Raw genomic sequence first — 22,892 nt, 5'->3', positions numbered from 1 at the left:
GGAAACAACGACATGATTGAGAGTGTGATCATCGCGATCATCAAGCAGGCGGCGGCGCTGACGCAGCCGCAGCAGGATGAGTTCACGACGAAGGTGGCCGAAGCGGTGGCGTCGCTGCTGCGCGGTACCGAGACGGGCATCGACAACGAACTCGTGCGGACGGTCGGCCTGCCGATCGGCGGCGACATCATCGTGAAGCTCCGGGACATGATCTGATCCCGGACGGACCGCCCCGGTGTTTCACCCACCGGGGCGGCCCAACCCCTCCCTGTAAGGACAATCCAGAATGACAGACCTGACGGTTATCACGCCGCCAGCGGAAGAGCCTTTGACGCTTGCGGCGGCGAAAGACTTCCTGCGCCTTGGCACCAATGCCGAAGATGCGCTGGTGGGCGAACTCATCAAGGCCGGGCGGGCGCAGGTCGAGGCATCGACCGGACTGGCGCTCGTGGAGCGCACGCTGAAACGGCGCTGGGCGGCCTGGCCGCATGGCCTGCTGCGGGGCGGCGTGAAGCTGCGGCCGGGGCCGGCGAAGGCGCTGGTGTCGGTGGTGCGTGTCGACGCAGAGGGGGGCGAGGAGCTGCTGACCGGGCGGTTCACGCTGCTTGGCGGCCGGCTGCGTTTGCGGCCGTTTGCGGGCCTGCCGGTGGTGCCGCTGGGCGGCGCAATCGAGGTGACGTTTGTGGCCGGGTATGGCGCGGCGGCAGATGTGCCGGAGGATCTGGTGCACGCCGTGAAGCTGTGGGGGCAGGCGGCCTACCTGGCGGGCGGCGACCGGCGAGGCGGCGTGCCGGACGAGCTAGCGGCGGTGCTGGCGGGGCGCCGGGAGGTGCGGTTGTGAGCGCGGAAGCGGGCGTGCACGCGGCGCTGATGACGGCGCTGCGGGCGGATGCCGGTGTCTCTGAAATTTTCGAGGGCCGCATCTATGATGACGAGAGCGAGGCGCCGGCCTTTCCGTTCGCGCGGATCGAGCGGCATGAATGCAGGCCGGTCGGCGCCTCAGGCGGCGAGGCAAGCGAGCATGTGGTGACGGTAGCGGTGTCGTCGCGCCATGGCGGGGTGCGCGAGGCGCGTGAAGCGCTGGCCGCGCTGCGGGCGGCGGTGGACGGGGCCGACTGGACCCTTCCGCAGGGCCGCGTCGTGCTGGCGCATGTGACTTACAGCGATGCGATGCGTCAGGCGGACCGCCGCGCCTTTCGCGGTGTGCTCCGGGTCCGGATCATTTCAGAGGAGGCAGCCTGATGGGCGCTCAACGCGGGCGGGACATCCTGCTCAAGATTTCAGACGGCGACGGCGGCTTCGTGACCGTGGCGGGCATACGCGCCAGCCGGATCGAGCTGCGTGCCGGGCAGGTGGATGCGACTGGCGCCGACAGCCCGGATGCCGGGCGCGAGTTGCTGGGCGGGGCGGGCACCAAGGCGGCCAGGGTGAGCGGGCGCGGCGTGTTCAGGGACGCGGCTTCGGATGCGCGCATGCGCAGCGCGTTCTTCGGCGGCGAAGCGCCGGTGTGGCAGATGATCCTGCCGGACTTCGGTGTGCTGGAGGGCAGTTTCGTCATCGCCGAGCTGAGCTGGAGCGGGGCGCACGACGGCGAAGCGGAGTTTGCCGTGACGCTGGAGAGCGCGGGTGCGCTCAGCTTCGAGGCGCTGTCATGAACGGCGCGCGGGGCGAAGTGGCGTTGCGGATGGACGGCGCCGATCGGCGGCTGTGCCTGACGCTCGGGGCGTTGGCCGAGATCGAGACTGCGCTCGGCTGTACACGGATCAGTGAGCTGGAGATCCGGCTGCGGGCGCTGAGCGCGGCGGACCTGTTGCTTGTGCTGGCAGCCTTGCTGCGCGGCGGTGGGGAGACGGAGGCGGCATCGAGGCTGGCGAACGCTGAGGTGAGCGCGGGGGAGGCTGCGCAGGCCGTGGCGCAGGCGTTCCGGCTGGGGCTGGCGGGCTGATGTTGCCATGGGGCGAAATGTTGCGCGCGGCGCTGGCGGCTGGGGTGGCACCCGGCGCGTTCTGGCGCCTCAGCGTGCGCGAATGGCGCTGGCTGGCGGGCGATAGCGCCGGCGCGGCCCGGCGCGACCTTGAAGGTTTGATGAGGCGGTACCCGGACAGGGAGGAGCAGGACGGATGACGGATATGGATGGTGGGTTGCAGGGCGCCGGACGCGCGCTGGCGGAGCTGGCGGATGGCCCCGGGCGGCAGGCGGCGGACGCGCTGGCGGATGCTTTCGGGCAGGCGGGCGAACGGATCAGCGTGTCGCTGGGCGAAGCCGCACGGTCGGGCGAGCTCGATTTCCGCAAGATGGCGGACGCCGTTCTGCGTGACATCGCGCGGGTAGCGGCGGAGGCGCTGATCCTGCGGAGCGCGCCGGGAAGTTCGGTATCAGCGAGCTTCAACTTTGCGCCGGGCACGGATGAACGCGGCGCGCTCGGCAACAGCGGCGCGATTGCTGCGCTGCTGGCCCGCATGGTTCAGGGCGGAGGCCGCTTCCTGTGAGTCTGGCGCAATTTCACGAAGTGAGCTTGCCGATGGCGCTGGCACTGTCGGCGAGCGGCGGACCGGAGCGGCGCGTCGAAGTTGTGCCGCTGGCAGGCGGCGGCGAGGCGCGCAATGCTGTCTGGGCGGGGTCTCGCCGGCGGTGGGAAATTGGCAGCGCGGCGACGCGGCTGGACGCGCTGCAGGCGATGACGGCGTTCTTCGAGGCGCGGGGCGGGCGGCTGCACGGGTTCCGGTTCCGGGACCGGCTGGATGATCGTTCCTGCGCGCCTGGCGCCGAGCCGGCCCCGCTTGACCAGGTGATCGGCGACGGCGATGGCGAAACGGTCTCGTTCGCGCTGGTGAAGGCTTATGGCGACTGGCGGCGGCGGATCTGGAAGCCGGTTGCGGGATCGGTGCGCGTGGCGGTGGATGGCGTTGAAGTGGCGGCCAGCACAGACCTCACGACCGGCATCGTGACGCTGGTCGATGCGCCGGAAGCGGGCGCCGTGGTGTCAGCCGGATACGTGTTCGATTGTCCCGTGCGCTTCGACACGGACCGGCTGGATGTGAACCTGGAAGGATTCGGCGCGGGCCGCGTGATCCGTGTACCTCTGATTGAGCTGATCGGGTGACCGGATGAAACCTGTCGATACAGATTTCGCTATTGATCTGGCGAGCGGCGTGACGACCACTTGCCTCTGCTGGACGCTGACCCGGCGGGATGGAACGGTTCTGGCCGTAACCGAGCATGACCAGCCACTGACGGTGGCAGGCCGCACGCATGAGCCTGGCGGTTCGCTGGACGGGGTGCGGTTTGCAGCGACCGTTTCGCTGGCGCCCGGTCAGGCGGAGGCGCGCGGCGCGCTGGTGCATGACGGGATCACGGAAGGCGATCTCGATGCGGGCTTGTGGGATGAGGCGAAGATTGACGTCTTGCGCGTGGACTGGATGACGCCGGCGCATCACGTGCATGTCTGGAGCGGGCAGCTGACGCGGCTGCGGCGGGGCACAGCCGGCTTCGAAGCGGAGCTCGTTTCGCTGAAGGCGGATCTGGAGCGGCCGGTGGGGCGCGTCTATGCGCGCCGGTGTGATGCGAGCCTTGGCGATGCGCGGTGCGGCGTCGATCTCACTGCCTTTCCGGGAGCGGTATGTGACCACAGGTTCGAGACCTGCCGGGATATGTTCGCGAACACGGGAAACTTCCGGGGATTCCCGCACCTTCCGGGTACGGAGGCGCTGGTTTCCGGACCACCTGCGACCGGCAACACCGGGGGGCGGCGATGATGCGGAGCGAGATTGTGCGTGCCGCCCGTGCCTGGATCGGCACGCCTTATTGCCATCAGGCAAGCCTGAAAGGCGCAGGCTGCGATTGTCTCGGGCTGGTGCGTGGCATCTGGCGCGAACTCGTCGGCGCGGAGCCGGAGCGGGCGCCGCCCTATACGCCGAATTGGGCGGAGGCGCTGGGCGAAGAGACGTTGCTGGACGCCGCCCGGCGGCATCTTGTGGAGATTGCGCCCGGCGGCGCTTCGGCGGGCGATGTGCTGGTGTTCCGTATGGGGATGGGGGTGCCGGCGAAACATTGCGGCGTGGCGAGCGGGGCAGGTGCGCTGGTCCACGCGTATTGGGGGCGGTGCGTGACCGAAACGCGGCTGTCGCCCTGGTGGGCGCGGCGCGTGGTGGCGGCCTTCGCATTTCCGGGATTGGAGGACTGAAGCATGGCCCAGATCATTCTTTCGCAGGCGGGCGCAGCGATCGGCCAGCGCCTGTTGCCTCAGGGCGTTGCATTGCTGGGTCGCACAATCACCGGCGCCGCCATCGGGCGGGCAGTGGGCTCGCTCGCCGGACAGGCGATCGATGGCTATTTCGCAGCGCCGGTCGAAGGGCCGCGCGTGAAAGCCCTGCACGTGATGGGCGCGGCGGAGGGAGAAGGGATTGCGTCCGTGTACGGCCGGATGCGCGTGGGCGGCCAGCTCATCTGGGCGTCGCGCTTCACCGAGCATCGCACGACACGAAGAACCGGCGGGAAGGGCGGCCAGCGGGTCGAGACCGCGCGCTATACGGTCAGCCTTGCGGTTGCGCTTGGCGAAGGACCGGTGCAACGGGTTTCGAGAGCGTGGGCCAATGGCGAGCCGTTCGATCTGTCGGGTGTGCAGTACCGGTTTTATCCGGGCACGGAGATGCAGGAAGCCGACCCCCTGATCGAGATGATCGAGGGCGACGCGCCGGCCTATCGCGGGGTCGCTTATCTCGTGTTCGAGGATTTGCCGCTCGACACGTTTGGAGACCGGATTCCGCAGCTGTCGTTCGAGGTCTTAAGATCGCCGGGCGAGGGCGAGACCGCCAACCTGGCGCAGTGTGTGACCGGCGTGAACATCATTCCGGCCACGGGCGAGTTCGTCTACGCGACGGAAATCGTGCGCGAGCTGGCCGCACCCGGCGAGGAGCGACCGCTCAATGTCCATACCGGGGAAGCGCGGGCGGACTTTCTCGTCTCGCTCGACCAGCTGCGTGAAGACCTGCCGCGTGCGGAGCATGTGGCATTGACGGCCGGCTGGTTCGCGTCGGGGCTGGAAGCGGGCACATGCGAGATCCGGCCGGGCGTGGAAACGCCGGCGCGTGTGACGCGGCCACACGACTGGTCCGTCGCCGGCGAAAGCCGAGCGGCGGCATATGTCGTGTCGCAGGATGAGCAAGGCCGTGTGAACTATGGCGGAACGCCGTCAGATCACAGCGTGCGCGATGCAATTGCGGAGCTGCGCACGCGTGGCTACCAGGTGACGCTGACGCCGTTCCTGCTTGTGGATGCGCCGGGTTTTCCGTGGCGGGGCCGGATCACGGTAGAGGCGAATAGGACCGCAGGCGCGCGGACAGAGATCGATGCCTTCATGCTAGGCGCCAACGGCTATCGCCGGTTCATCCTGCACTATGCACAGCTGGCCGCAGACGCGGGCGGCGTGGATGCTTTCCTTGTTGGCAGCGAAATGCGCGGCCTGACGCGCGTGAGGGACGAGGCGGGCGCCTTCCCGTTTGTAGAAGCTCTTTGTGCGTTGGCGGACGAGGTGAAGGCGATCCTTCCGGAAGCGGACGTTTCCTACGCGGCCGACTGGACTGAATACGGCACCTATGTGCCGGAAGACGCCAGCGGGGATGTGCTGTTCCCGCTGGACGCATTCTGGGCGCATGACGCTGTCGGATTTGTGGGGATCGACTGGTATCCACCGATGGGCGACTGGCGGGACGGTGAGAATCACCTCGACCGGGTGGCGGGATTCCAGGCGGCGGACGATGCGGACTATCTCGCCGCCCAGCTGCAGGGCGGAGAGGCGTATGACTGGTATTATGCCAGCGACGAACACCGCGCGGCGCAGGTGCGTACGCCGATCATCGACACGGCGCATGGCGAGGATTGGGTGTTTCGCGCCAAAGACCTCGCGGGATGGGCCGGCGCGCTTCACTATCCGCGGCCGGGCGGCGTGCGCGCGGCGGTGCCGACCGCGTGGGAGCCGGGCGTCAAGCCACTACGGTTCTCCGAGATCGGCTTCGCAGCGGTCGACAAGGCGGGAAATGCGCCGAACCTGTTCTTCGATCCGAAGAGCACGGAAAGCGGCTTGCCCCCTTTCTCCACCGGCGCGCGGGATGACGTCATGCAGGCGCGCCTCCTTGCGGCGGCGCTGGGGCATTTCGAGGCGGGGGGGCATGTCGAGTCGGCGCATGTGTGGGCATGGGACGCGCGGCCGTTTCCGGCCTGGCCGTTGCGCGCGGATGTCTGGGGCGACGGCGCAAACTGGGCGCGCGGGCACTGGCTGAACGGGCGGTCGGGGCTCGCGCCGCTCGCGGAAGTCGTCGCGGCGATCTGCGCAGCGGGCGGCGTGGAGGGCGCCGACACGCGTGCGCTCGACGGCCTGGTGGAGGGCTATGTGCTGGACGGTGTTTCGTCCGTGCGGGCGGCGCTGGAACCACTGCAGGCAGCGTTCAATTTTGAAGTCGTCGAACGGCCGGGCGGTCTGGCATTCCGCATGGCAGACGACGCTGTTGCGACTGGCGTGGCGAGCGGCCTGATCAGCGACGCGCCGCTGCGCACGCGCCAGTTGATGGACAAGTCGCCCGCACGCCTGCGGCTGACCTGCATTGATCCGGACAAGGATCATGAACCTATGGTGGCTGAGGCGCGCCGCAGCAATGGCGATGCGCGCCTCGTGGCCGACCTAGTCTTGCCGCTTGCGCTGTCGCAGACGCGCGCCGAGGCTGTCGCTGCGCAATTGCTGGCCCGCTCCGCGCGGACCGTTTCTGCAGAGATTGTTGGCGGTCCCGCGCTGGCGATGCTCGAGCCGGGGGACCTCCTGCGCCTCGATGATGAGACCGTCTGGAGGATCGAAGCAGCCGTGGATGCCGGAACGACGCGCACCTTCACGCTGGCCGAAGCGCTGCCGCTTCTGGCGCGGACACGGTCGGTGAGTCCAGGCGCAGCGCCTGGTCCGGCACCGGTCTTTCCCGAGCCGGATCTCGTCGTGATCGACGCGCCGGCGGGCACCGGGATCGCGGGCGATGGTCCGCTGGTGGCGGCGTTTTCCGATCCCTGGCCCGGCGCGTTGAATGTGCTGGCCGGGCCGGAATTGGATGACCTGCGCGCGCGCGCATGGATCGAGGTGCCGGCCATCATCGGGCGTCTACGCGCACCGGTCGGAGCGGGGGTGGAAGGTCGCTGGGACAAGGCCGGCGTGCTCGAGGTCACCGGACCGGTGGAGGCCTGGTCGAGCCTTCCGGCGGCGTCGGTGCTGGCGGGCGGCAATGCTGCCTTGCTGGAGACCGTGGAGGGCTGGGAGCTGGTTCAGTTCCGAGAGGCTGAGTTGACCGGGCCGGATTGCTGGCGGCTCACAGGGCTGCTCAGGGGACAGGGCGGCAGCGTCAATGCGGCGGCGGACGTCGGCGCGCGGCTGGTGCGGCTCGACACGGCGGTCGTGCGAGCGGACGTCTCGGCGCTGGAGCGAGGCGCAGAGCTGATATGGACCACGCCGGGGGCGGGGAGCAGCCAGACGGCCGTGTTCGAGGACCGGGCGCAGCTGCCATGGCGCCCGTGCCACCTGCGCGTAAAGGCGGGAATGGCGACATGGATTCGCCGGGGCAGCGATGTGGCCGACAGCTGGACCTTTCCGGAGGCGCTCAGTGACGGGCGGTTCGCGCTGGAGTTTGACTTCGGCAGCGGCTTTGAAGGACGTGTCGAAACGCCCTCTGCGGCCTGCGCCGTGCCGCCCGGTACACTGGCGCTGAGGGTTGCCGGACTCGCGCCGGATGGCCGCACAGGTCCATGGCTTTCAATCGGGCCCGGATCACCTTACCTGTAACCGCAGCAAGTGGAATCGCGGTGAGGAGCCCGTCGTGGCGCTCGATCCTTATTCAGTTCTGGGCGTGCCCAAGTCAGCCAGCGAAGCTGACATCAAGAAGGCTTACCGGACCAAGGTAAAAGCCTTGCACCCTGACCAGCACCCGAATGACGAAAAGAAGGCGGACGAATTCAAGCGCGTCTCGGCCGCCTATGACATCCTGGGCGATCCCGAGAAGAAGGCAAAGTTCGACCGCGGCGAGATAGACGGCGAGGGCAATCCGCGCGGCTTTGCAGGTGGCTACCCGGGCGGCGGGGGTGGCCGCTGGGAAAGCGGCGGCAGCCCGTTCGGCGCGCAGGGCGATCCATTCGAGGACATCCTGTCCGGCATGTTCGGCGGCGGCGCCCGCCGGCGCAATCCCGGACCGCAAAAGGGGCGCGACGTGCGATACCGCGTCGAGATTGCGTTCGAGGATGCCGTCACCGGCGCGCGGCGGCGCATGTCGATGGCCGATGGCAGCGCGCTGGACGTGAACATTCCCGCCGGGATTACCAGCGGCCAGGTCCTGCGCCTGAAGAGCCAGGGTCAGCCGTCGCCCTCGGGCGGCGCCCCGGGTGACGCCCTGCTGGAAGTCGACGTGCTGGCGAGCCCGGTGTGGACGCGCGACGGCAAAGACCTCCGCATGGCGCTCAGTGTCGACCTTCGCACGGCGGTGCTCGGCGGCACGGTCGAGGCGCGCACGCCGTCCGGGCCGGTTTCGTTGAAGGTCCCTGCCGGCACCAATACCGGCGCCCAGCTGCGGCTGAAGGGCAAGGGTGTGCAACTCACGCCGCCCGGCGATCTCTACGTGCGTGTGGAGATCGTGCTGAGCGATCCGAAGGATGACGGCCTTCGCAAATGGGCTGAGGGGCGCTGACGCTCGCCGGTATTCCTCCCCACTGGCGCGGAAACGTGATACGATAATGCCATCGGAATATTGAGGGCCGTCCGCCAACGGATCGCCCGCTGATGGGGACGCATCACATGAAAACCAGATACCTTTTTGCTGCCGCCAGCCTGATTGCGCTGTCCGGTTGCCAATCCATCCAGAACTGGACCGGCACGGCGCCTGAACCGTCGCTTGCCGAACGCGCCGGCGCGCCGCTGTTTGAAGGCATGGGCACTTTCCACCGCGAGATCACGACGGCGAACCCGGATGCGCAGAAGTATTTCGACCAGGGCATGGTGCTCGCGTTCGGGTTCAACCATGCCGAAAGCATCCGGTCATTCCGCGCGGCGCAGAAACTCGATCCCTCCTGCGCCATGTGCTTCTGGGGCGAGGCGCTCGCGACCGGACCGAACATCAACGTGACAAGCAAGGGCCGGGCCGTGATGTCTCCCGCCGACCGGGAAGCGGCCTACAAGGCGGTCAAGCGCGCGGCGGCGCTGAAAGCCAACGCCACGCCCGCCGAGCAGGCGCTGATCGAGGCGCTGGAGACACGCTACAGCGCTGATTTCGAGGCCGCCCGCGAGCCGCAGGACATCGCGTATGCAGAAGCTATGGGCGCCTATGTGGCGGCGCATCCACTGGATGACGATGCCGCGGCGATGTACGCCGAAGCCTGGATGAACACCATGCCGTGGGACTATTGGTCCGCAGACGGAGAACCGAAGCCTGAGACGGTGAAGGTGATCGATGCGCTGGAGACGATCCTCGCGCGTTCGCCGGATCATCCGTTGGCGTTGCATCTCTACCTGCATGCGGTCGAGGCTTCATCTGATGCAGGACGAGCCGAGGACGAGGCCGACCGGCTCTACACGCTGGTGCCGGGCTCCGGCCACCTCGTTCACATGCCGGCGCACATTTTCTGGCGGGTCGGCCGGTATGAGGACGCGGCGCAGGCCAATATCCAGGCGGCGAAGGTGGATGAAGCCTATATTGCGCAATGCAACGCGCAGGGTTTCTATCCGGCGCTCTACTATCCGCACAATGTCCACTTCCTCTGGGCGGCGGCGAGCATGTCGGGGCAGAGCGCGCTTGCGCTGGAAACGGCGCAGAAGCTGGCGGACAATGTGCGTATCGAACAGATCAAGGAATTTCCGACGATCGAGTTCTTCAAGACCGTGCCGATGCTGGCGCATGTGCAGTTCGGCAAGTGGAACGAAATCCTCGCGATGGACGCGCCGCCGGCTGACCTCGATTATTCCAACGCCATCTGGCATTACGCGCGCGGCGTGGCGTTCGCGCGGTCAGGCCAGCCCGATCTCGCGAAGGGCGAACAGGTCGAACTGGCGAAGGTGAAGGACACTGTCCAGATCCAGTTCATGGACACCAACGACTACCCCGCGAGCCTCCTGCTGAACATCGCCGACAAGCTCCTTCTCGGAGAGATCGCCTCGGCCGACGGGAAAGCAGACGAGTCCATCGCACTCTTCGGCGAAGCCGTCGCGCTGCAGGATTCACTGCCCTATACCGAGCCGCCTTTCTGGTATTACCCGACCCGGCAATCGCTCGGCGAGGCGCTGATGAGAGCGCAGAAGTACGAGGAGGCCGAAGCGGTCTACCGCAAGGACCTTGCCGACTATCCGCACAATGGCTGGTCGATGGCGGGATTGTCGCTGGCGCTTGAGGCGCAGGGCGAGACCGAGGAAGCGATGCACTTGCGCCATCACTTCGAGGAGGTATGGGCCTATGCCGATGTGGAGCTGAAGGCTTCGCGTCTCTAGGGAGCCGCCTCGACAGCCTTCCGCCGCAGGCGTAGCTTCCCTCCCTGAGGCAGGACCGGGGAGGGAAACATGCCGCCAACGGATATTGTGTACACGGCAGGTGACAACTGGCTGGCGGTGCTTGCGGCGGCAGCTGCCATTTACGCCGTCGGCTTCCTGATCTACGGAGCGCTGTTCTCAGGCCTGTGGCTGCGGCTGTCCGGATATTCCAGGGAGCAGCTGAAGCCGCACATGTGGAAGATGGCCATCTCGCCGGTCATGCCGATTCTCACGGCGATCGGGCTGGCACTGGTATTCAAGGCGGCACGGGTCGACAGCCTGATGGACGGGGTGCTCTGGGCCTTCCAGATCTGGTTCTTCATCGTGATGGCGACGCGGCTCTACTCGTTCGTCTACAGCCCTGAAAAGAAAGGGCTATTGATGATGGACGCGATCCACCTCCTGCTTGGCTACCTGGTGGCCGGCGCGATCCTCGGGGGCTGGCGCTAAGCTGACTGAACCTGAACTGCACCATTCACTTAACGTTCAGAGCCTTCCCAGCATATGGGGGCTCATGAAACGTACCCTTGTCCTCCTTGCAGCCATCAGCCTGATGCTCACGCCCGCCGCGTTCGCGGACGGCAAGGGTAAAGGCAGGGACCGCGACCAGCGAGCCGAACAGGCCGAGTGGACCGGCGGACCGGTCGCGCAGGTGCAGGATCCGGGCTGGGGCAACCAGTTCTCGCCGGGCCAGGCCCGCGACGCGGTCAAGGAAGGCCGCACGGTTCCGCTGAGCCGGATTTTCCAGAACCTGAAGCGCGAATATGGTGGTTACCAGCTTGGCGCAGACCTTTACTCGCAGGAAGCAGGCGGTGCAGTCTATGAAATTGACTGGCTGACGGAAGACGGTCGCAAGGTGCACGTGACCGTGGATGCACAGACCGGCGCGGTCATCGACCGTCGCGGCGGCTGACGCAGACCCCTGAACGATTGAAGAGGTAAGGTGAGATGAGAATCCTTGTTGTCGAAGACGATGCAGACCTGCGCCGCCAGCTGGCGGATGCGCTGTCACAGGCCGGCTATGCCGTCGACCTCGCCGCAGACGGCGAAGACGGCCAGTTCCTCGGCGAGACCGAACCCTATGACGCCGTGATCCTCGACCTCGGCCTGCCAAAGATTGACGGCGTGAGCGTGCTCAAGAGCTGGCGCAAGGAGGGCAAAGCTTTCCCGGTGCTGATCCTGACTGCCCGCGACCAGTGGAGCGAGAAGGTGGCGGGCTTTGATGCCGGGGCCGACGATTACCTCACCAAGCCCTTCATCACCGAGGAGCTGCTGGCCCGCCTGCGCGCCCTGCTGCGCCGGGCGACCGGCCACTCTGCGGCGACGCTGGAGTGCGGCAAGCTGATGGTCGATACCCGGGCCGCGCGGGCGACCGTGAACGGCGAGCCGATCAAGCTGACGGCGCACGAGTACCGCGTGCTTTCCTACCTGATGCACCATCAGGGCCGAGTCGTGCCGCGTACCGAGTTGGTCGAGCATATCTACGATCAGGACTTCGACCGCGACTCCAACACGATCGAAGTCTTCATCGGCCGTCTGCGCCGCAAGATCGGCCAGGACCGCATCCAGACCGAGAGCGGATTGGGATACCGCCTGATCGTGCCGCAGGACGAAGCGCGCGTTGCGGGCTGAGGCAAATGCAGGCTAGACCGCCTCCATGAGCGAGGCCGCTGAACCTGCCCGAAAGAGCCTGATCGACCGTTGGTCGAGCGTATCGCTCGCGCGGCGGATCACCATCGCAGCGGCGATATGGGGCGTTTTCGTGCTTATCGGCGGCGCGCTCGCCCTGTCGGCTGTCTACCGCGCGCAGACGCTTTCGCTGGTCGAGCAGGACCTGCAGGAAACGCTCATCACCCTTTCGCGCGAGCTGATCCGCGAAGATGCTTTCCTCGCCGACGGCCGGATCACCAATACTGACCGGGACTTCTTCCCGAGCGATGCGCGCTTCCAGACGCAGTATTCGGGACAATACTGGGCGGTGGTGGGGCTCAATCCCGACATGTCGATCGCCGGCGACTTCCGCTCGAAGAGCCTTTGGGATGAAGACGTGCCGGTTACGCCGGAGCTTGTTGCGCGCGCGGCGGCCGCGCCGGGCGTCACACAGTTCGGCAACTATGCCGGGCCGGCCGACCAGCGCTCGCGCGTGGCGGTGCAGGCGATCGTGATCGAGAACCGGCCGACGCCGTTGATCCTGCTCGCAGCTGCAGACCGAACACCCAGCGACAACGCCGCGCGGCAGTTCCGCAACCTGCTGTTCGGCACGATGATCGCCCTTTTCGGCGGCGTATTTGCGGCCATGGTGCTCGGTATCCGGTATTCCCTCAATCCGCTGACGCGCCTCCAGTCGGATATCGCGAAGGTGCGCGAGGGAGAGGCGCAAAAGCTCGTCGGCGACTATCCAGCAGAGGTTCGTCCGTTGACGGAAGAGCTCAACATGTTGATTGAGCACAACCGCGAAGTGGTCGAGCGTGCCCGCACACATGTCGGCAATCTCGCGCACGCGCTGAAAACGCCGCTCGCGGTGCTCAAGAACGAAGCGGCCGGTCAGACACAGCTGGACGATGTCGTGCGCCGCCAGGCGGAAGCCATGCAGACCAATGTCGAACACTATCTGAAGCGCGCACGCATGGCCGCGCGGGCGGAAACGATCGGTGCGCGCACGGACGTCCGGCCGGTGATCGACGGGCTTGCCCGGCTGCTCAACCGGTTGTTTGATGCCAAGGGGATCGATGTCACCGTGGAGGGCGGCGCGTCTGCGGTGTTCCGGGGCGAGAAGCAGGACTTCGAGGAGATGATCGGAAACCTGATGGAGAACGCCTGCAAATGGGCGGCAACCGAAGTCAAGGTGACGATCAGCGACCGGCCACAGGAACTGTCCATTGCGGTGGAGGATGATGGCAAGGGCTTGTCCAAGAGCGAACGCGCCGCTGCCTTGAAGCGCGGCGTGCGCCTCGACGAGACGACGCCCGGTACCGGGCTGGGTCTGTCGATTGTCAAGGAACTCGCCGAATTGCATAAGGGCCAGCTTGAACTCGGCGAGGCCGCATCGGGCGGCCTGCGCGCAACATTGCGGTTCCCGCGCCCATGATGGCTGGCATCCTCTCGCGTTCGAATACCATTGTCCTGGCGGTGTGCCTGGCGCTTGGTGTGGCGGGCTATGTCGTCGTGGGAAAGCCCGGCATGGAAGACGCGCCCATGGAGGCGCGGCAGGCGGCACTGGCGGCGAAAATCGCCAGCGATCCGGAATCGCTTACGCAGGCAGAGGTGCTGTCGCGGCTGGAACAAGCTGTCCGCGACCAGCCGGAAGCGCCGGAGCCGCACTTCTTCATCGGTGAGATGCTGCGCGCCCAGGGCCGTCCTGAGGACGCGCTTCGGGCCTACCAGTCCGCCTTGCGGCGCAATGAGGATTATGTGCCGGCCTTGCTGGCGCTCGCCGACGTGCTGGTTGAACTGAGCGGCGGCGCGGTCGGGGCGGATGCGACGCGCCTGTATGCACGAGCCTACCAGCTCGACGAAACGCAGGTGCGTGCGGGCATGTGGGCTGCCATGGGCGCGGCTCAGGCGGGCGACCAGGAAAAGGCGGAACAAGCCATGCGCTATATCTACGCACGGCTCCCGGAAGATGACCCCCGCCGCGAGCGATTCCGGGGCATGATCGAGGCAATCGGGCAGGGCGGCGAGGTCTCACCGCCGCAATAGGCGGCGCGCCGCTGCATCTGCCGCACTCCCCAAACCGGCCGGTGGGCCGTATACAAGCCGGATGCGCGCCCGGACCCGCCGACTCTACACCTTTCTCCTGACCGCTGCCTTTCTAGTGGCGTCGATGTCTTTGACCTTTTATGCGTGTCGCGCGAACGTAAACCTTTTCTACACGCCGCAGATCTTGGCTGAGAACGGCCTTCCCAAGGCTGGCCGGGTGGTCAAGGTGGGCGGTTGGGTCGAGCCCGGCACCCTGACCTATGAGGATGGCGGCGCGACGATGCAATTCACGGTCATCGACAACAGCCCGAACACGATCACCGTTCGCTTTACCGGTGTTGCGCCTGACCTTTTCCGTGAAGGGCAAGGGGTGGTGGCCACCGGCGCATTCAATCCCGACGGCAGCTTCACCGCACGTCAGTTGCTGGCGAAGCATGACGAGAATTACCAGCCGCGCGAATTGAAACCGCTCGAGGCGGGCGGATGATCGAGGCCGGCCATTTCGCCGCCTTCCTTGCGCTCGCCCTGTCGCTCGCACAGGGCGTCTTCGGCTTCAGGGGCGCTCGCCGTGCGGCGGGGCTCGCCGCGATTTCCGCGTTCGGCCTGATGGCCCTTTCATTCCTGACGATCATACACGCCTTCGTCACGTCTGACTTTTCAGTGGCACTGGTCGCCAACAATTCGCACACGCTGAAGCCGCTCGCCTACAAGATTGCTGGCGCATGGGGCAACCATGAGGGCTCAATGGCGCTCTGGTGCCTTGTCACGCTCGGCTTCGGGGCGGCTGCGGCGGCGCTGATGTCGACCGGCCGCGAGACGTTCGAAGCGCGCGCGCTGGGGATCCAGGGCCTGCTCGCGAGCGGCGCACTGGCCTACCTGCTGTTCGCGTCCTCGCCCTACCTTCGGCTTGACCCCGCGCCTTTCCAGGGCGCCGGCCTCAATCCGCTGCTGCAGGACCCGGCGCTCGCGATCCACCCGCCGATGCTCTATCTCGGATATGTCGGCTATTCGTTCGTCTTTGCGCTTGCCGCTGCCGGGCTGCTCGAAGGGCGTATCGACCGGATCTGGGCGAAGGAGGCTCGCATCTGGTCGCTGGCGGCGTTCGCACCTTTGACCATAGGCATCGCGCTTGGCTCCTACTGGGCCTATTACGAACTCGGCTGGGGTGGCTGGTGGTTCTGGGACCCGGTCGAGAATGCATCCCTCATGCCCTGGCTGATCGGGGCGGCGCTGCTCCACTCGGTAGTCGTGACGGAGAAACGCGAAGGCTTCGCCGCCTGGACTGCGTTGCTTGCCGTCCTGGCATTCCTCTTCTCCATCCTCGGCGCCTTCCTCGTCCGGTCCGGTGTGCTGACATCGGTGCACGCCTTTGCGGTGGACCCCGAGCGCGGGACGCTGCTGCTGACAGGATTGCTGGTCTATGGCGGGTTCGCCCTCGGCCTGTTCGCGTGGCGGGCGCCAAAGCTCGAAGGCGGCAAGGCCTGGACCCTGATCAGCCGCGAAGGCGCGCTGATGGCCAACAACGTCGTGCTGATTGTGGCAGCGTTGACCGTGCTGCTCGGCACGCTGTTCCCGTTGATCGCGGAATCGTTCGGGCGCACCGTCTCGGTGGGAGAGCCCTATTTCAATCTCACCTTCGTGCCCATCCTTGTGCTCATCCTGATCCTTCTCCCGGTCGTGCAGGCCTGGGCGTGGGGCAAGGCAGATGTGAAGGGCTGGCTGCGCTGGGCAGGCGGCGGCGCTGCGCTGGTGCTGGCATTCGTGCTGCTCGGTGTTGGCCCGCTGGATATTCCCGCCGGGGCCGCGTTCGGACTGGCGATTGGCGCATGGCTGGTATTCGGCGCGGTCTGGGAACTGAAGCGCCGCGCGATCGCGCCGGGCCGTGTGTTCAAGCTGCCGCGCCGTGTCTGGTCGATGACCCTGGCGCATATCGGCCTCGGGCTGTTCGTGATCGGCGCGGTCGTCGAGACCACGGGACGCTACGAGGCGACACTTGCCCTGCCAGCCGGCGGCTCGGGCACCGTTGCCGGCTGGACCATAACGCTCGACGACGTACGCTCGGTCGAAGGACCAAACTGGTATGCAGACCGCGCTGTACTGAACGCCCGCAAAGGCAGCGCAAGTGCCATCCTCGAGCCGATGAAGCGCTACTATCCCGCAGCAAGAATGCCGACGACCGAAACGGCGATCCACAAGACTGGCACAGGCGACCTCTACGCCGCGCTGGGAGATGCGCGCGAAGTGGATGGCGAGCCGCGCTGGGTGTTCCGCGTTTACTTCAACCCGCTGATCGACTTCATCTATCTGGGCGTCGTGCTGATCGGTTTTGGCGCGCTGCTCGGCCTATGGCCGGTGCGCCGGGTCAGGCCCGCGGAAGCCTGAGCGTTGCTTTGAGACCGGGCGTCTCTTTCGGGCCTGTGCCGTCGGCAAGTACCAGTTCGCCGCCGTGAAGATCGGCCACCGACTGCACCAGCGACAGGCCTAACCCCGATCCCGGCTGGGTGCGCGCCGAGTCCATGCGGTGGAACCGCTCGATCACCTTGCTCCGTTCGCCGTCCGGAATGCCAGGGCCGGTGTCCAGAACGGTCAGGTCGATCATGGCCTCCGGGCCGCGTGTCACGCTGAGCGAGATCGAGCCGCCAGCCGGCGTGTATTTGATGGCGTTGTCGATCAGGTTTGAAATTGCCTGTCCGATCAGCTCGCGGTCACCCAGTACCAGCTGGTTGCGCGTGATCTGGCTCCTGAAGGTGAGGCCGGCTTCCTCGCAGGCGGGGTCGAACAGCTCGGCGAGCTCCTCGGCCACTTCGCTGAGGTCCATGCGCACACGCAGACCTTCCGTACCCGCATCAAGGCGCGCGAGACGCAGGATGGCATTGAACGTGTCCAGCACGCGGTCGACTTCTTCCACGGTTTCGCCGAGCGTGTTGTTGGCGTCTTCTTCCGTCATCGGCTTTGTCAGCGCAATCTCGAGCCGGTTGCGCAGGCGGGTGAGCGGCGAGCGCAGGTCGTGTGCGATGGCATTGCCGGTGTTCTGTGATGCTTCGACGAGCTTGCCGATCTGGTCGAGCATCGCATTGATCCGCTGCGCGAGGCGGTCGAATTCGTCACCGGTTCCGCGCACCGGCACACGCCGGCTGAGCTCGCCGCCGATTACCGCCTCCGCGGTCTTGGCAAGTTCCTCCGCGCGCCGCGCCGCGCCGCGCGTGATCAGAACGCCGCCGAACAAGGAGAGGATCAGGGCCACCGGCGCCGCGACGAGGATGGCGCTCTGGATGCGGTCAACGATAACGGTTTGCTGCGCCGTGTCGAAGGCCACCATCAGGGCGCCGCCGTTGTCGCGCAGTCGCACGATACGGCCCGCTGCCGGTCGGAGCACCTTCGAGCCATCGGGCTGTGGCAGTTCGAAATCGAAATAGACCGTCTTCATACCCGACTCTGGCGGGTCATCCGGAAGGCGGGGGAAGTGGCCGGCGATCTTTCGGCCGGACGTGTCTTCCAGGTAGTAGTAAAAGGGCGAGCCTGACAGCGTCATCCGTTCGAACACGGACTGGCTGAGGCGCTGCATGCCGCCGGTATAGTAGGCGTTGGCAAGCTGCTCGAACTCGACCGTGATCCGCCGTTCGGACTCGACCCGGATGTAGTAGACGGTCGAATAGTAGAGATAGGCCAGCAAGGCGCCCGAAAAGGCGGCGATCATCAAGCTGTAGAGCAGCGCCAGCTTGAAGGTCGTCGTGCGCACGAAGACCGGCATCGCCTTGCGCACACGGTCGGGGATCGGGAAGCGGATATCCTCAGGCAGCACCGGAAGCCGCCCGGCGATCTTCGCGGGCAGCTTGGCGATACGCTCAAGGGAAAGCCAGGCCGGCCAGGCAGAAGGCAGCTTCATGGGCGACTAGGTGCCAGCCCCCATGATCGCAGTCTAGCCCTGCAGGCGGTAGCCGGCGCCGCGCACGGTCTGGAGCAGGGGCTCAGGAAAGTCCTTGTCGATCTTGGCGCGCAGCCGGGAGACGTGCACATCGATGACGTTGGTCTGGGGATCGAAATTGTAGTCCCAGACTTTCTCCAGCAGCATCGTGCGCGTCACAACCTGGCCAGCATGACGCATCAGGTATTCCAGCAGGCGGAATTCGCGGGGCTGAAGATCGATCTTCTTGCCGGACCGCGTGACCTTGCGGGTCAGCAGGTTCATTTCAAGATCTGCGGCCTTCAGCACCGTCACCTGCGGTTCTGCGCCCTGGCGCCGGCCGAGGGCCTCGACACGGGCGGCCAGCTCTGCCGGGACGAATGGCTTGCCGAGATAGTCCTCGGCACCCGCCTTCAGGCCCTGGACCTTGTTCTGCACATCGCCCAACGCCGAGAGGAACAGGGCCGGCGTGGTGCCGCCGGCATCCCGGAATTCGCGGATCAGCGTGAGGCCGTCCTTCTCGGGGAGCATGCGGTCGACGACCAGGGCGTCGAACTCGGCCGCGCGGGCCCGGGCAAGCCCGGCTGCCCCGTCGCGGGCGCATTCGACGTCATGGCCGGCATCCTCGAGAACCTTCTCGATGAAGTTCGCCATCTCGTTGTCGTCTTCGATCACAAGGACCTTGAGAGAACGATTGTGCAGCGTATCCGCCATCTGAGGCTCCGTAAGCATAGGGTTACTTGGGTATGTCGATGGTGCGGTAGTTGGTCACCTGACCGACCCGCAGGGCCAGCAGCACCTTCGACCGGTTAGCGGCCTTGGCTTCCGAGATGGCCCGCTCGAATGCTTCGACCGAAGGCACCGACCGGCCATTGGCTTCGAGGATAACGATCCCCGGCTCAAAGCCCGCTTTCTCGAATACGCCGTCTTTTGTCACTTCCGTGATCGCAAGGCCTGTGTCGCCGACGCGCAGGCCGAGGGCTGTGCGGGTCGCTTCGTCGAGCGGCTCAAGCCGCACGCCGAAGTCCGGCAGCAGTTTGCCCGGAACGGCTGACGGCGCGCCCGGATCTGCCGGGCCACCATTGCGGCCGCCAGGTGTTGCCACGGCGCTGGCATCGGCTGGGCGCTCACCGACGGTGACGTTGATCGATTTCGGTTTGCCGTCGCGCAGGATGTCGAATTCGTTCTGCGTGTTGGCGATCAGCTTGCCGACAAGGCGGGTGGTCGACGTGGAGTCGGTCACCTTGGTGCCATTGACCGACAGGATGATGTCATTGCGCTTCAGGCCGGCCCGCTCGGCGGGGCTGCCTGTGGTCACGTCTGCGATCAGCGCACCCTTGACGTCGTCGAGGCCGAGGGCCTCGGCAAACTCGGGCGTCAGGTCGCCGATCTGCACGCCGAGCCAGCCGCGCGAGACGCGGCCCTTCTCGATCAGCACGTCGGTGACTTCTTTCGCGAGTTCAGCCGGGATGGCGAAGCCGATGCCGACCGAGCCGCCGGTGGGAGACAGGATCTGCGAGTTCACGCCGATCACATTGCCCTTCAGGTCGAAGGTCGGGCCGCCGGAGTTGCCGCGGTTGATCGGGGCGTCGATCTGCAGGAAGTCGGTGTACGGGCTGCCGGCGCCGAGTTCGCGGCCATCGGCCGACAGGATACCGGCGGTAGCCGTTCCGCCAAGGCCGAACGGGTTGCCGAGCGCGACCACCCAGTCACCCTTGCGGATTTCGTGCGAGGTGCCGAACTTCACATACGGGTAGGGGCCGGGCTGCTTGACGCGCACGACCGCAAGATCGGTCAGCGGATCCGTGCCAACGAGTTCGGCGTCGAGCTCACGGCCGTCGCTCATCACGACCTGGATCTGGGTGGCGCGGTCGATCACGTGGTTGTTGGTCACCACCAGGCCGTCCTGCGAAATGAAGAAGCCGGAGCCGAGCGAGCGCGATTCGCGCGTGCGGGGGCTTTCCTGTTCCTGCTGCTGCTTACGCTGTTCGAAGAAGTCTTCGAGCCCGGGCATGCCGCGGAACTGTTCGAAGAACTCGTCCATGTCGCCGAGGCTGCTCAGTTCCTGCGTGGAGACGACGTTGACCGACACGACGGCCGGCTCGACCTTCTCGATCAGGTCCGCGAAGCTGAGCGGCGCGCCCGGCGGCGCCTGGATTGCGATGGGTTGGGCGCCAGCTTCCGGCGCGAACAATTTTGGAACGGCAACCGCTGAACCCATGATCATTGCGCCAAACGCGGCGGCCATCAGCGTCTGGGCCGAAACCCCAATTTTGCTCATCAAGCACTCCAAAGAATTGAATTTGCCGCTTTTTCCGGCGACGAGACAGAACATAAACATGCCACAGGCAATGTGGTCATTAAAAGACAGTTAGGTGAATTCGGCAGGATTGGAACGCATTTCTGCGTCGGCAGCCGTCCGGTTTCAGACCTCTTCCGCCTCGATTTGAGGCGCTGCACGGCCACCCTTCCGGGCGAGGAATATGCCCGTAGCCGCCCCGACTGCCAGCAGGCCGAATGGCAGGCCCCAAAGCAGCCAGCCCGAAACATCGCGCGCCGGCGGGCGGAAAAGCACGAATTCACCATACCGGCTGACAAACCAGTCGCGCACTTCGGTGTCGCTCGCGCCGGCGTCCACCATCTCGCGGATACGCACGCGCATGTCTTCCGCGATGGCGGCCGAGGATTGGGACACCGGTTCGTTCTCGCAGGCGACGCAGCGGATTTCCCGCATCAGCGACTGCGCGCGCGCTTCGGCGTCCGGGTCGGCAAGCGGGGCTTCAGCGAGCATGGCGATGAACGCGGCGGCGAGGATCGTTTTCATGCGGCCTGCCTAGCAAATCACCGGCCTGCGCGATACGGCCCAAGTCGCCTCAGGCAGCGTCCGGCGGCTCGGATACCAGCGATGCCTCAAGGAGGGCGAGCAAGCGCGCTTCGGCATCCTGCACCACGCCGTCGGCATTGGCGATGCGCTGCAGGACGGTCTTGAGGTTCTCGATGCCGGTCTCGGTCAGCAGCTTGTTGGCGAACGAGATCATCTTGTCGAGCGAGGGAATCTGGTCCGGCGCGCGGCAACGCTCGCGGAACGCCTCGCGGTCGAAATTGCCGAACAGTTCGATCGCGCGGGCTTCAGCCTCGTGGATTTCCCGGTCGTCGACGCTGCCGTCGATCGTGACCATCAGGGCCAGGAAATCGACCAGCAGCATGAGAAAGATGTCGTCGATTGACCGCTCGCTGTCGTCATCCTTGGGCCAGAGCTCGGCGTACAGATGGTATTGCAGGGCCGTGAGGTCTTCTTCGAGGGCGATCATGTTGTCGAGGCCGTCGGTGACCTTCGGGGCCTCGAAGAAGCGGTGCAGGAGCACGTCTTCCGAGCATATCTCCCCGAGGCTCAGCCCGAACGCCTCGATCCGGTCTTCGGTCGCCGGGTGCGTGTCGACGGGGTGAGGCACGCTGTCGCCCAGCGCGAACTGCAGCAGGGGTGCGATCCGGGCGCGGTCAACATCCAGCCGAACGCTTTCAGCGAAATTGCGCACCACATTGCGCGAGAACCGTCCTTTCATGCCGCGTTCCACAAGGCTCTGCATCTGCTCGTTCCAGATTGATCCGAGCAGGGACGATTTCAGCAGCGAATAAGCGATGTCTTCCGGCGAAGACACTTTGGCGCCACTCTGGTCAGCCCGGTGCTCGCGTGCCCGGCCGATCCGGCGCTCAACGATCGAAAAGGCGTAGATCAGGTCGTCGATCAGCAGTTTCGCCGGCATCGAGAGGAGCCGCGTCAGGGGCCGGTCCTTGGCGGAGAATACCTCGCTCGCCGTGGTCAGCCCCATGTAGACCGGCGCAAACCGCATCGTGTAGGTCGTGTCACCGCCCGAGAAATGCCCCAGCTCATGTCCGATGACGGCCTTCAGTTCACCTTCGGTGAAATGGCACATCAGGGGCAGCGATAGGTGCAGGGTCTGCCCTTTCAGCGGCGCCTTGCCATACGGCGTGAACACCGGCGACGAGGTGGCGAAGAACGTAGGCTGCAGTCCGATCACGACATTGTCGGGCATCCGGGCACTGAGCTTCTTGGCGATGTCGCGCACCACGAGCCCCAGCCGCGGGTATTCGTAAAACGTCACCGGCCGCGCTGCGATGTACGACTTCGGGCGCGTGAAGAAGACCGCCAGCCCCCGCACGATCGCATACATGGCGCCGACGAGAACCATGCCGATGGCGATCAGCAGCAGGTTGCTTTCAATGCCGAACCAGAATTGCAGCGTCATGTAGGCCGCAGCGCCAAAGATGCCGGCGTGAACGAGCGAAACGAAGCCGACGAGTATCGTGGTCAGAAGCGCGTACGGCCAGAAGCCGATCGACAGCAGGCTGCGGTGCACGCCGAGCAGCATCGCTACGAGGCGCGACAAGGGCACGAGCCCGAACGAAAGGATCAGGACTCCGACCGAGGCAATGCCCAGCCAACCGAACCCGGTTGCGTCTCCGCAGGCAGTCTCTGCGGGCGCGCCAAGAATTGCCGTAATGCAGGCCGACAATTGGCTACCAGCAGGTTGCAGGCTGGCCAGGTCGACCGGCGCGTCGCCCCAGAAACGGGCGATGGCGACCCCGATCCCGACGAGGGGTATCACTGTCAGCACGGCGATCAGCCGAAGTATCCGCAGCATGACTGTCCCCCTGACTATCCCGCCTGCTTGACTGAACGAACCGCCGAATGTCACGGCTGTCAACGCCCGTCTCGGCGGAGTGTCCGGG

Annotated in this window: 25 protein-coding genes; 20 read left to right on the top strand and 5 right to left on the bottom strand. The window is 66.0% G+C overall.

Annotated elements, in window-relative coordinates; translation table 11 throughout:
* Window positions 1–12 precede the first annotated feature (12 nt).
* The 20 genes from IPK75_17055 to IPK75_16960 all read left to right on the top strand — a co-directional run bounded on the left by IPK75_17055 (window position 13) and on the right by IPK75_16960 (window position 16,618).
* Window positions 13–216: a hypothetical protein gene (locus tag IPK75_17055; protein MBK8200058.1), complete on the top strand. Its 204-nt coding sequence runs from the start codon at window positions 13–15 to the stop codon at window positions 214–216.
* Window positions 217–286: 70 nt separating this feature from the next.
* On the top strand, window positions 287–841 hold the full coding sequence (locus IPK75_17050; protein MBK8200057.1) for a hypothetical protein: 555 nt from the start codon (window positions 287–289) through the stop codon (window positions 839–841).
* Entirely contained in the window at window positions 838–1,242 is a 405-nt protein-coding gene (locus IPK75_17045) for a DUF3168 domain-containing protein (GenBank protein ID MBK8200056.1), read from the top strand. The genes IPK75_17050 and IPK75_17045 overlap by 4 nt, the downstream gene beginning before the upstream one ends.
* Window positions 1,242–1,655: a phage major tail protein, TP901-1 family gene (locus tag IPK75_17040; GenBank protein MBK8200055.1), complete on the top strand. Its 414-nt coding sequence runs from the start codon at window positions 1,242–1,244 to the stop codon at window positions 1,653–1,655. The genes IPK75_17045 and IPK75_17040 overlap by 1 nt, the downstream gene beginning before the upstream one ends.
* On the top strand, window positions 1,652–1,945 hold the full coding sequence (locus IPK75_17035; GenBank protein ID MBK8200054.1) for a gene transfer agent family protein: 294 nt from the start codon (window positions 1,652–1,654) through the stop codon (window positions 1,943–1,945). Before IPK75_17040 ends, IPK75_17035 begins: the two co-directional genes overlap by 4 nt.
* On the top strand, window positions 1,945–2,124 hold the full coding sequence (locus IPK75_17030; GenBank protein MBK8200053.1) for a phage tail assembly chaperone: 180 nt from the start codon (window positions 1,945–1,947) through the stop codon (window positions 2,122–2,124). Before IPK75_17035 ends, IPK75_17030 begins: the two co-directional genes overlap by 1 nt.
* A complete protein-coding gene (locus tag IPK75_17025) occupies window positions 2,121–2,489 on the top strand; it encodes a hypothetical protein (protein MBK8200052.1) in 369 nt (122 codons plus the stop codon). The genes IPK75_17030 and IPK75_17025 overlap by 4 nt, the downstream gene beginning before the upstream one ends.
* Before the next feature lie 2 nt (window positions 2,490–2,491).
* Window positions 2,492–3,103 carry a DUF2460 domain-containing protein gene (locus IPK75_17020; protein MBK8200051.1) on the top strand — a complete coding sequence of 204 codons (612 nt, stop codon included), beginning with the start codon at window positions 2,492–2,494 and terminating at the stop codon, window positions 3,101–3,103.
* Between the two features lie 4 nt (window positions 3,104–3,107).
* Complete coding sequence (locus tag IPK75_17015; protein ID MBK8200050.1) at window positions 3,108–3,755, top strand: DUF2163 domain-containing protein; 648 nt, start codon at window positions 3,108–3,110, stop codon at window positions 3,753–3,755.
* On the top strand, window positions 3,752–4,183 hold the full coding sequence (locus IPK75_17010; GenBank protein ID MBK8200049.1) for a C40 family peptidase: 432 nt from the start codon (window positions 3,752–3,754) through the stop codon (window positions 4,181–4,183). Before IPK75_17015 ends, IPK75_17010 begins: the two co-directional genes overlap by 4 nt.
* A 3-nt stretch (window positions 4,184–4,186) precedes the next feature.
* Window positions 4,187–7,813: a glycoside hydrolase/phage tail family protein gene (locus tag IPK75_17005; protein MBK8200048.1), complete on the top strand. Its 3,627-nt coding sequence runs from the start codon at window positions 4,187–4,189 to the stop codon at window positions 7,811–7,813.
* 34 nt (window positions 7,814–7,847) lie between these two features.
* Entirely contained in the window at window positions 7,848–8,708 is an 861-nt protein-coding gene (locus tag IPK75_17000) for a J domain-containing protein (GenBank protein ID MBK8200047.1), read from the top strand.
* A gap of 107 nt (window positions 8,709–8,815) precedes the next feature.
* Window positions 8,816–10,498 carry a hypothetical protein gene (locus IPK75_16995; GenBank protein MBK8200046.1) on the top strand — a complete coding sequence of 561 codons (1,683 nt, stop codon included), beginning with the start codon at window positions 8,816–8,818 and terminating at the stop codon, window positions 10,496–10,498.
* A gap of 69 nt (window positions 10,499–10,567) precedes the next feature.
* Entirely contained in the window at window positions 10,568–10,987 is a 420-nt protein-coding gene (locus IPK75_16990; GenBank protein ID MBK8200045.1) for a DUF1761 domain-containing protein, read from the top strand.
* A gap of 64 nt (window positions 10,988–11,051) precedes the next feature.
* Window positions 11,052–11,450 (top strand): PepSY domain-containing protein, encoded by a 399-nt coding sequence (locus IPK75_16985; GenBank protein ID MBK8200044.1) that lies wholly within the window; start codon window positions 11,052–11,054, stop codon window positions 11,448–11,450.
* 35 nt (window positions 11,451–11,485) lie between these two features.
* A complete protein-coding gene (locus IPK75_16980) occupies window positions 11,486–12,169 on the top strand; it encodes a response regulator transcription factor (protein MBK8200043.1) in 684 nt (227 codons plus the stop codon).
* Between the two features lie 25 nt (window positions 12,170–12,194).
* Complete coding sequence (locus IPK75_16975; GenBank protein MBK8200042.1) at window positions 12,195–13,625, top strand: ATP-binding protein; 1,431 nt, start codon at window positions 12,195–12,197, stop codon at window positions 13,623–13,625.
* The gene (locus IPK75_16970) at window positions 13,622–14,236 is read left to right on the top strand and encodes a hypothetical protein (protein ID MBK8200041.1); all 615 of its coding nucleotides are present in this window, start codon (window positions 13,622–13,624) and stop codon (window positions 14,234–14,236) included. The genes IPK75_16975 and IPK75_16970 overlap by 4 nt, the downstream gene beginning before the upstream one ends.
* A gap of 61 nt (window positions 14,237–14,297) precedes the next feature.
* The gene (locus IPK75_16965) at window positions 14,298–14,723 is read left to right on the top strand and encodes a cytochrome c maturation protein CcmE (GenBank protein ID MBK8200040.1); all 426 of its coding nucleotides are present in this window, start codon (window positions 14,298–14,300) and stop codon (window positions 14,721–14,723) included.
* Complete coding sequence (locus tag IPK75_16960; protein MBK8200039.1) at window positions 14,720–16,618, top strand: heme lyase CcmF/NrfE family subunit; 1,899 nt, start codon at window positions 14,720–14,722, stop codon at window positions 16,616–16,618. The genes IPK75_16965 and IPK75_16960 overlap by 4 nt, the downstream gene beginning before the upstream one ends.
* On the opposite strand, the gene IPK75_16955 is transcribed toward IPK75_16960, so the two are convergent.
* The 5 genes from IPK75_16955 to IPK75_16935 all read right to left on the bottom strand — a co-directional run bounded on the left by IPK75_16955 (window position 16,599) and on the right by IPK75_16935 (window position 22,804).
* A complete protein-coding gene (locus tag IPK75_16955; GenBank protein MBK8200038.1) occupies window positions 16,599–18,122 on the bottom strand; it encodes a HAMP domain-containing protein in 1,524 nt (507 codons plus the stop codon). The genes IPK75_16960 and IPK75_16955 overlap by 20 nt on opposite strands.
* 33 nt (window positions 18,123–18,155) lie before the next feature.
* Entirely contained in the window at window positions 18,156–18,854 is a 699-nt protein-coding gene (locus IPK75_16950; protein ID MBK8200037.1) for a response regulator transcription factor, read from the bottom strand.
* Window positions 18,855–18,876: 22 nt separating this feature from the next.
* Entirely contained in the window at window positions 18,877–20,421 is a 1,545-nt protein-coding gene (locus IPK75_16945) for a trypsin-like peptidase domain-containing protein (protein MBK8200036.1), read from the bottom strand.
* 144 nt (window positions 20,422–20,565) lie between these two features.
* Window positions 20,566–20,964, bottom strand: a complete 399-nt coding sequence (locus tag IPK75_16940; GenBank protein MBK8200035.1) for a cytochrome c-type biogenesis protein CcmH — start codon at window positions 20,962–20,964, stop codon at window positions 20,566–20,568.
* A 49-nt stretch (window positions 20,965–21,013) separates the two neighbouring features.
* Window positions 21,014–22,804, bottom strand: a complete 1,791-nt coding sequence (locus tag IPK75_16935; GenBank protein MBK8200034.1) for a M48 family metalloprotease — start codon at window positions 22,802–22,804, stop codon at window positions 21,014–21,016.
* Window positions 22,805–22,892: the final 88 nt, after the last annotated feature.

The organism is Acidobacteriota bacterium, assembly GCA_016712445.1.
Lineage (GTDB): Bacteria > Pseudomonadota > Alphaproteobacteria > Caulobacterales > Hyphomonadaceae > Hyphomonas.
The sequence above is the reverse complement of the archived record's forward strand: the minus strand, read 5'-3'. Positions and strand labels throughout refer to the sequence as shown.

Excerpts from the sequence above, each read along its gene's own strand:
- IPK75_17055 (MBK8200058.1), top strand. The coding sequence starts at position 13 with ATGATTGAGAGTGTGATCATCGCGATCATCAAGCAGGCGGCGGCGCTG.
- IPK75_17050 (MBK8200057.1), top strand. The coding sequence starts at position 287 with ATGACAGACCTGACGGTTATCACGCCGCCAGCGGAAGAGCCTTTGACG.
- IPK75_17040 (MBK8200055.1), top strand. The coding sequence starts at position 1,242 with ATGGGCGCTCAACGCGGGCGGGACATCCTGCTCAAGATTTCAGACGGC.
- IPK75_17035 (MBK8200054.1), top strand. The coding sequence starts at position 1,652 with ATGAACGGCGCGCGGGGCGAAGTGGCGTTGCGGATGGACGGCGCCGAT.
- IPK75_17030 (MBK8200053.1), top strand. The coding sequence starts at position 1,945 with ATGTTGCCATGGGGCGAAATGTTGCGCGCGGCGCTGGCGGCTGGGGTG.
- IPK75_17025 (MBK8200052.1), top strand. The coding sequence starts at position 2,121 with ATGACGGATATGGATGGTGGGTTGCAGGGCGCCGGACGCGCGCTGGCG.
- IPK75_17015 (MBK8200050.1), top strand. The coding sequence starts at position 3,108 with ATGAAACCTGTCGATACAGATTTCGCTATTGATCTGGCGAGCGGCGTG.
- IPK75_17010 (MBK8200049.1), top strand. The coding sequence starts at position 3,752 with ATGATGCGGAGCGAGATTGTGCGTGCCGCCCGTGCCTGGATCGGCACG.
- IPK75_17005 (MBK8200048.1), top strand. The coding sequence starts at position 4,187 with ATGGCCCAGATCATTCTTTCGCAGGCGGGCGCAGCGATCGGCCAGCGC.
- IPK75_16995 (MBK8200046.1), top strand. The coding sequence starts at position 8,816 with ATGAAAACCAGATACCTTTTTGCTGCCGCCAGCCTGATTGCGCTGTCC.
- IPK75_16990 (MBK8200045.1), top strand. The coding sequence starts at position 10,568 with ATGCCGCCAACGGATATTGTGTACACGGCAGGTGACAACTGGCTGGCG.
- IPK75_16985 (MBK8200044.1), top strand. The coding sequence starts at position 11,052 with ATGAAACGTACCCTTGTCCTCCTTGCAGCCATCAGCCTGATGCTCACG.
- IPK75_16980 (MBK8200043.1), top strand. The coding sequence starts at position 11,486 with ATGAGAATCCTTGTTGTCGAAGACGATGCAGACCTGCGCCGCCAGCTG.
- IPK75_16975 (MBK8200042.1), top strand. The coding sequence starts at position 12,195 with ATGAGCGAGGCCGCTGAACCTGCCCGAAAGAGCCTGATCGACCGTTGG.
- IPK75_16970 (MBK8200041.1), top strand. The coding sequence starts at position 13,622 with ATGATGGCTGGCATCCTCTCGCGTTCGAATACCATTGTCCTGGCGGTG.
- IPK75_16965 (MBK8200040.1), top strand. The coding sequence starts at position 14,298 with ATGCGCGCCCGGACCCGCCGACTCTACACCTTTCTCCTGACCGCTGCC.
- IPK75_16960 (MBK8200039.1), top strand. The coding sequence starts at position 14,720 with ATGATCGAGGCCGGCCATTTCGCCGCCTTCCTTGCGCTCGCCCTGTCG.
- IPK75_16955 (MBK8200038.1), bottom strand. The coding sequence starts at position 18,122 with ATGAAGCTGCCTTCTGCCTGGCCGGCCTGGCTTTCCCTTGAGCGTATC.
- IPK75_16950 (MBK8200037.1), bottom strand. The coding sequence starts at position 18,854 with ATGGCGGATACGCTGCACAATCGTTCTCTCAAGGTCCTTGTGATCGAA.
- IPK75_16945 (MBK8200036.1), bottom strand. The coding sequence starts at position 20,421 with ATGAGCAAAATTGGGGTTTCGGCCCAGACGCTGATGGCCGCCGCGTTT.
- IPK75_16940 (MBK8200035.1), bottom strand. The coding sequence starts at position 20,964 with ATGAAAACGATCCTCGCCGCCGCGTTCATCGCCATGCTCGCTGAAGCC.
- IPK75_16935 (MBK8200034.1), bottom strand. The coding sequence starts at position 22,804 with ATGCTGCGGATACTTCGGCTGATCGCCGTGCTGACAGTGATACCCCTC.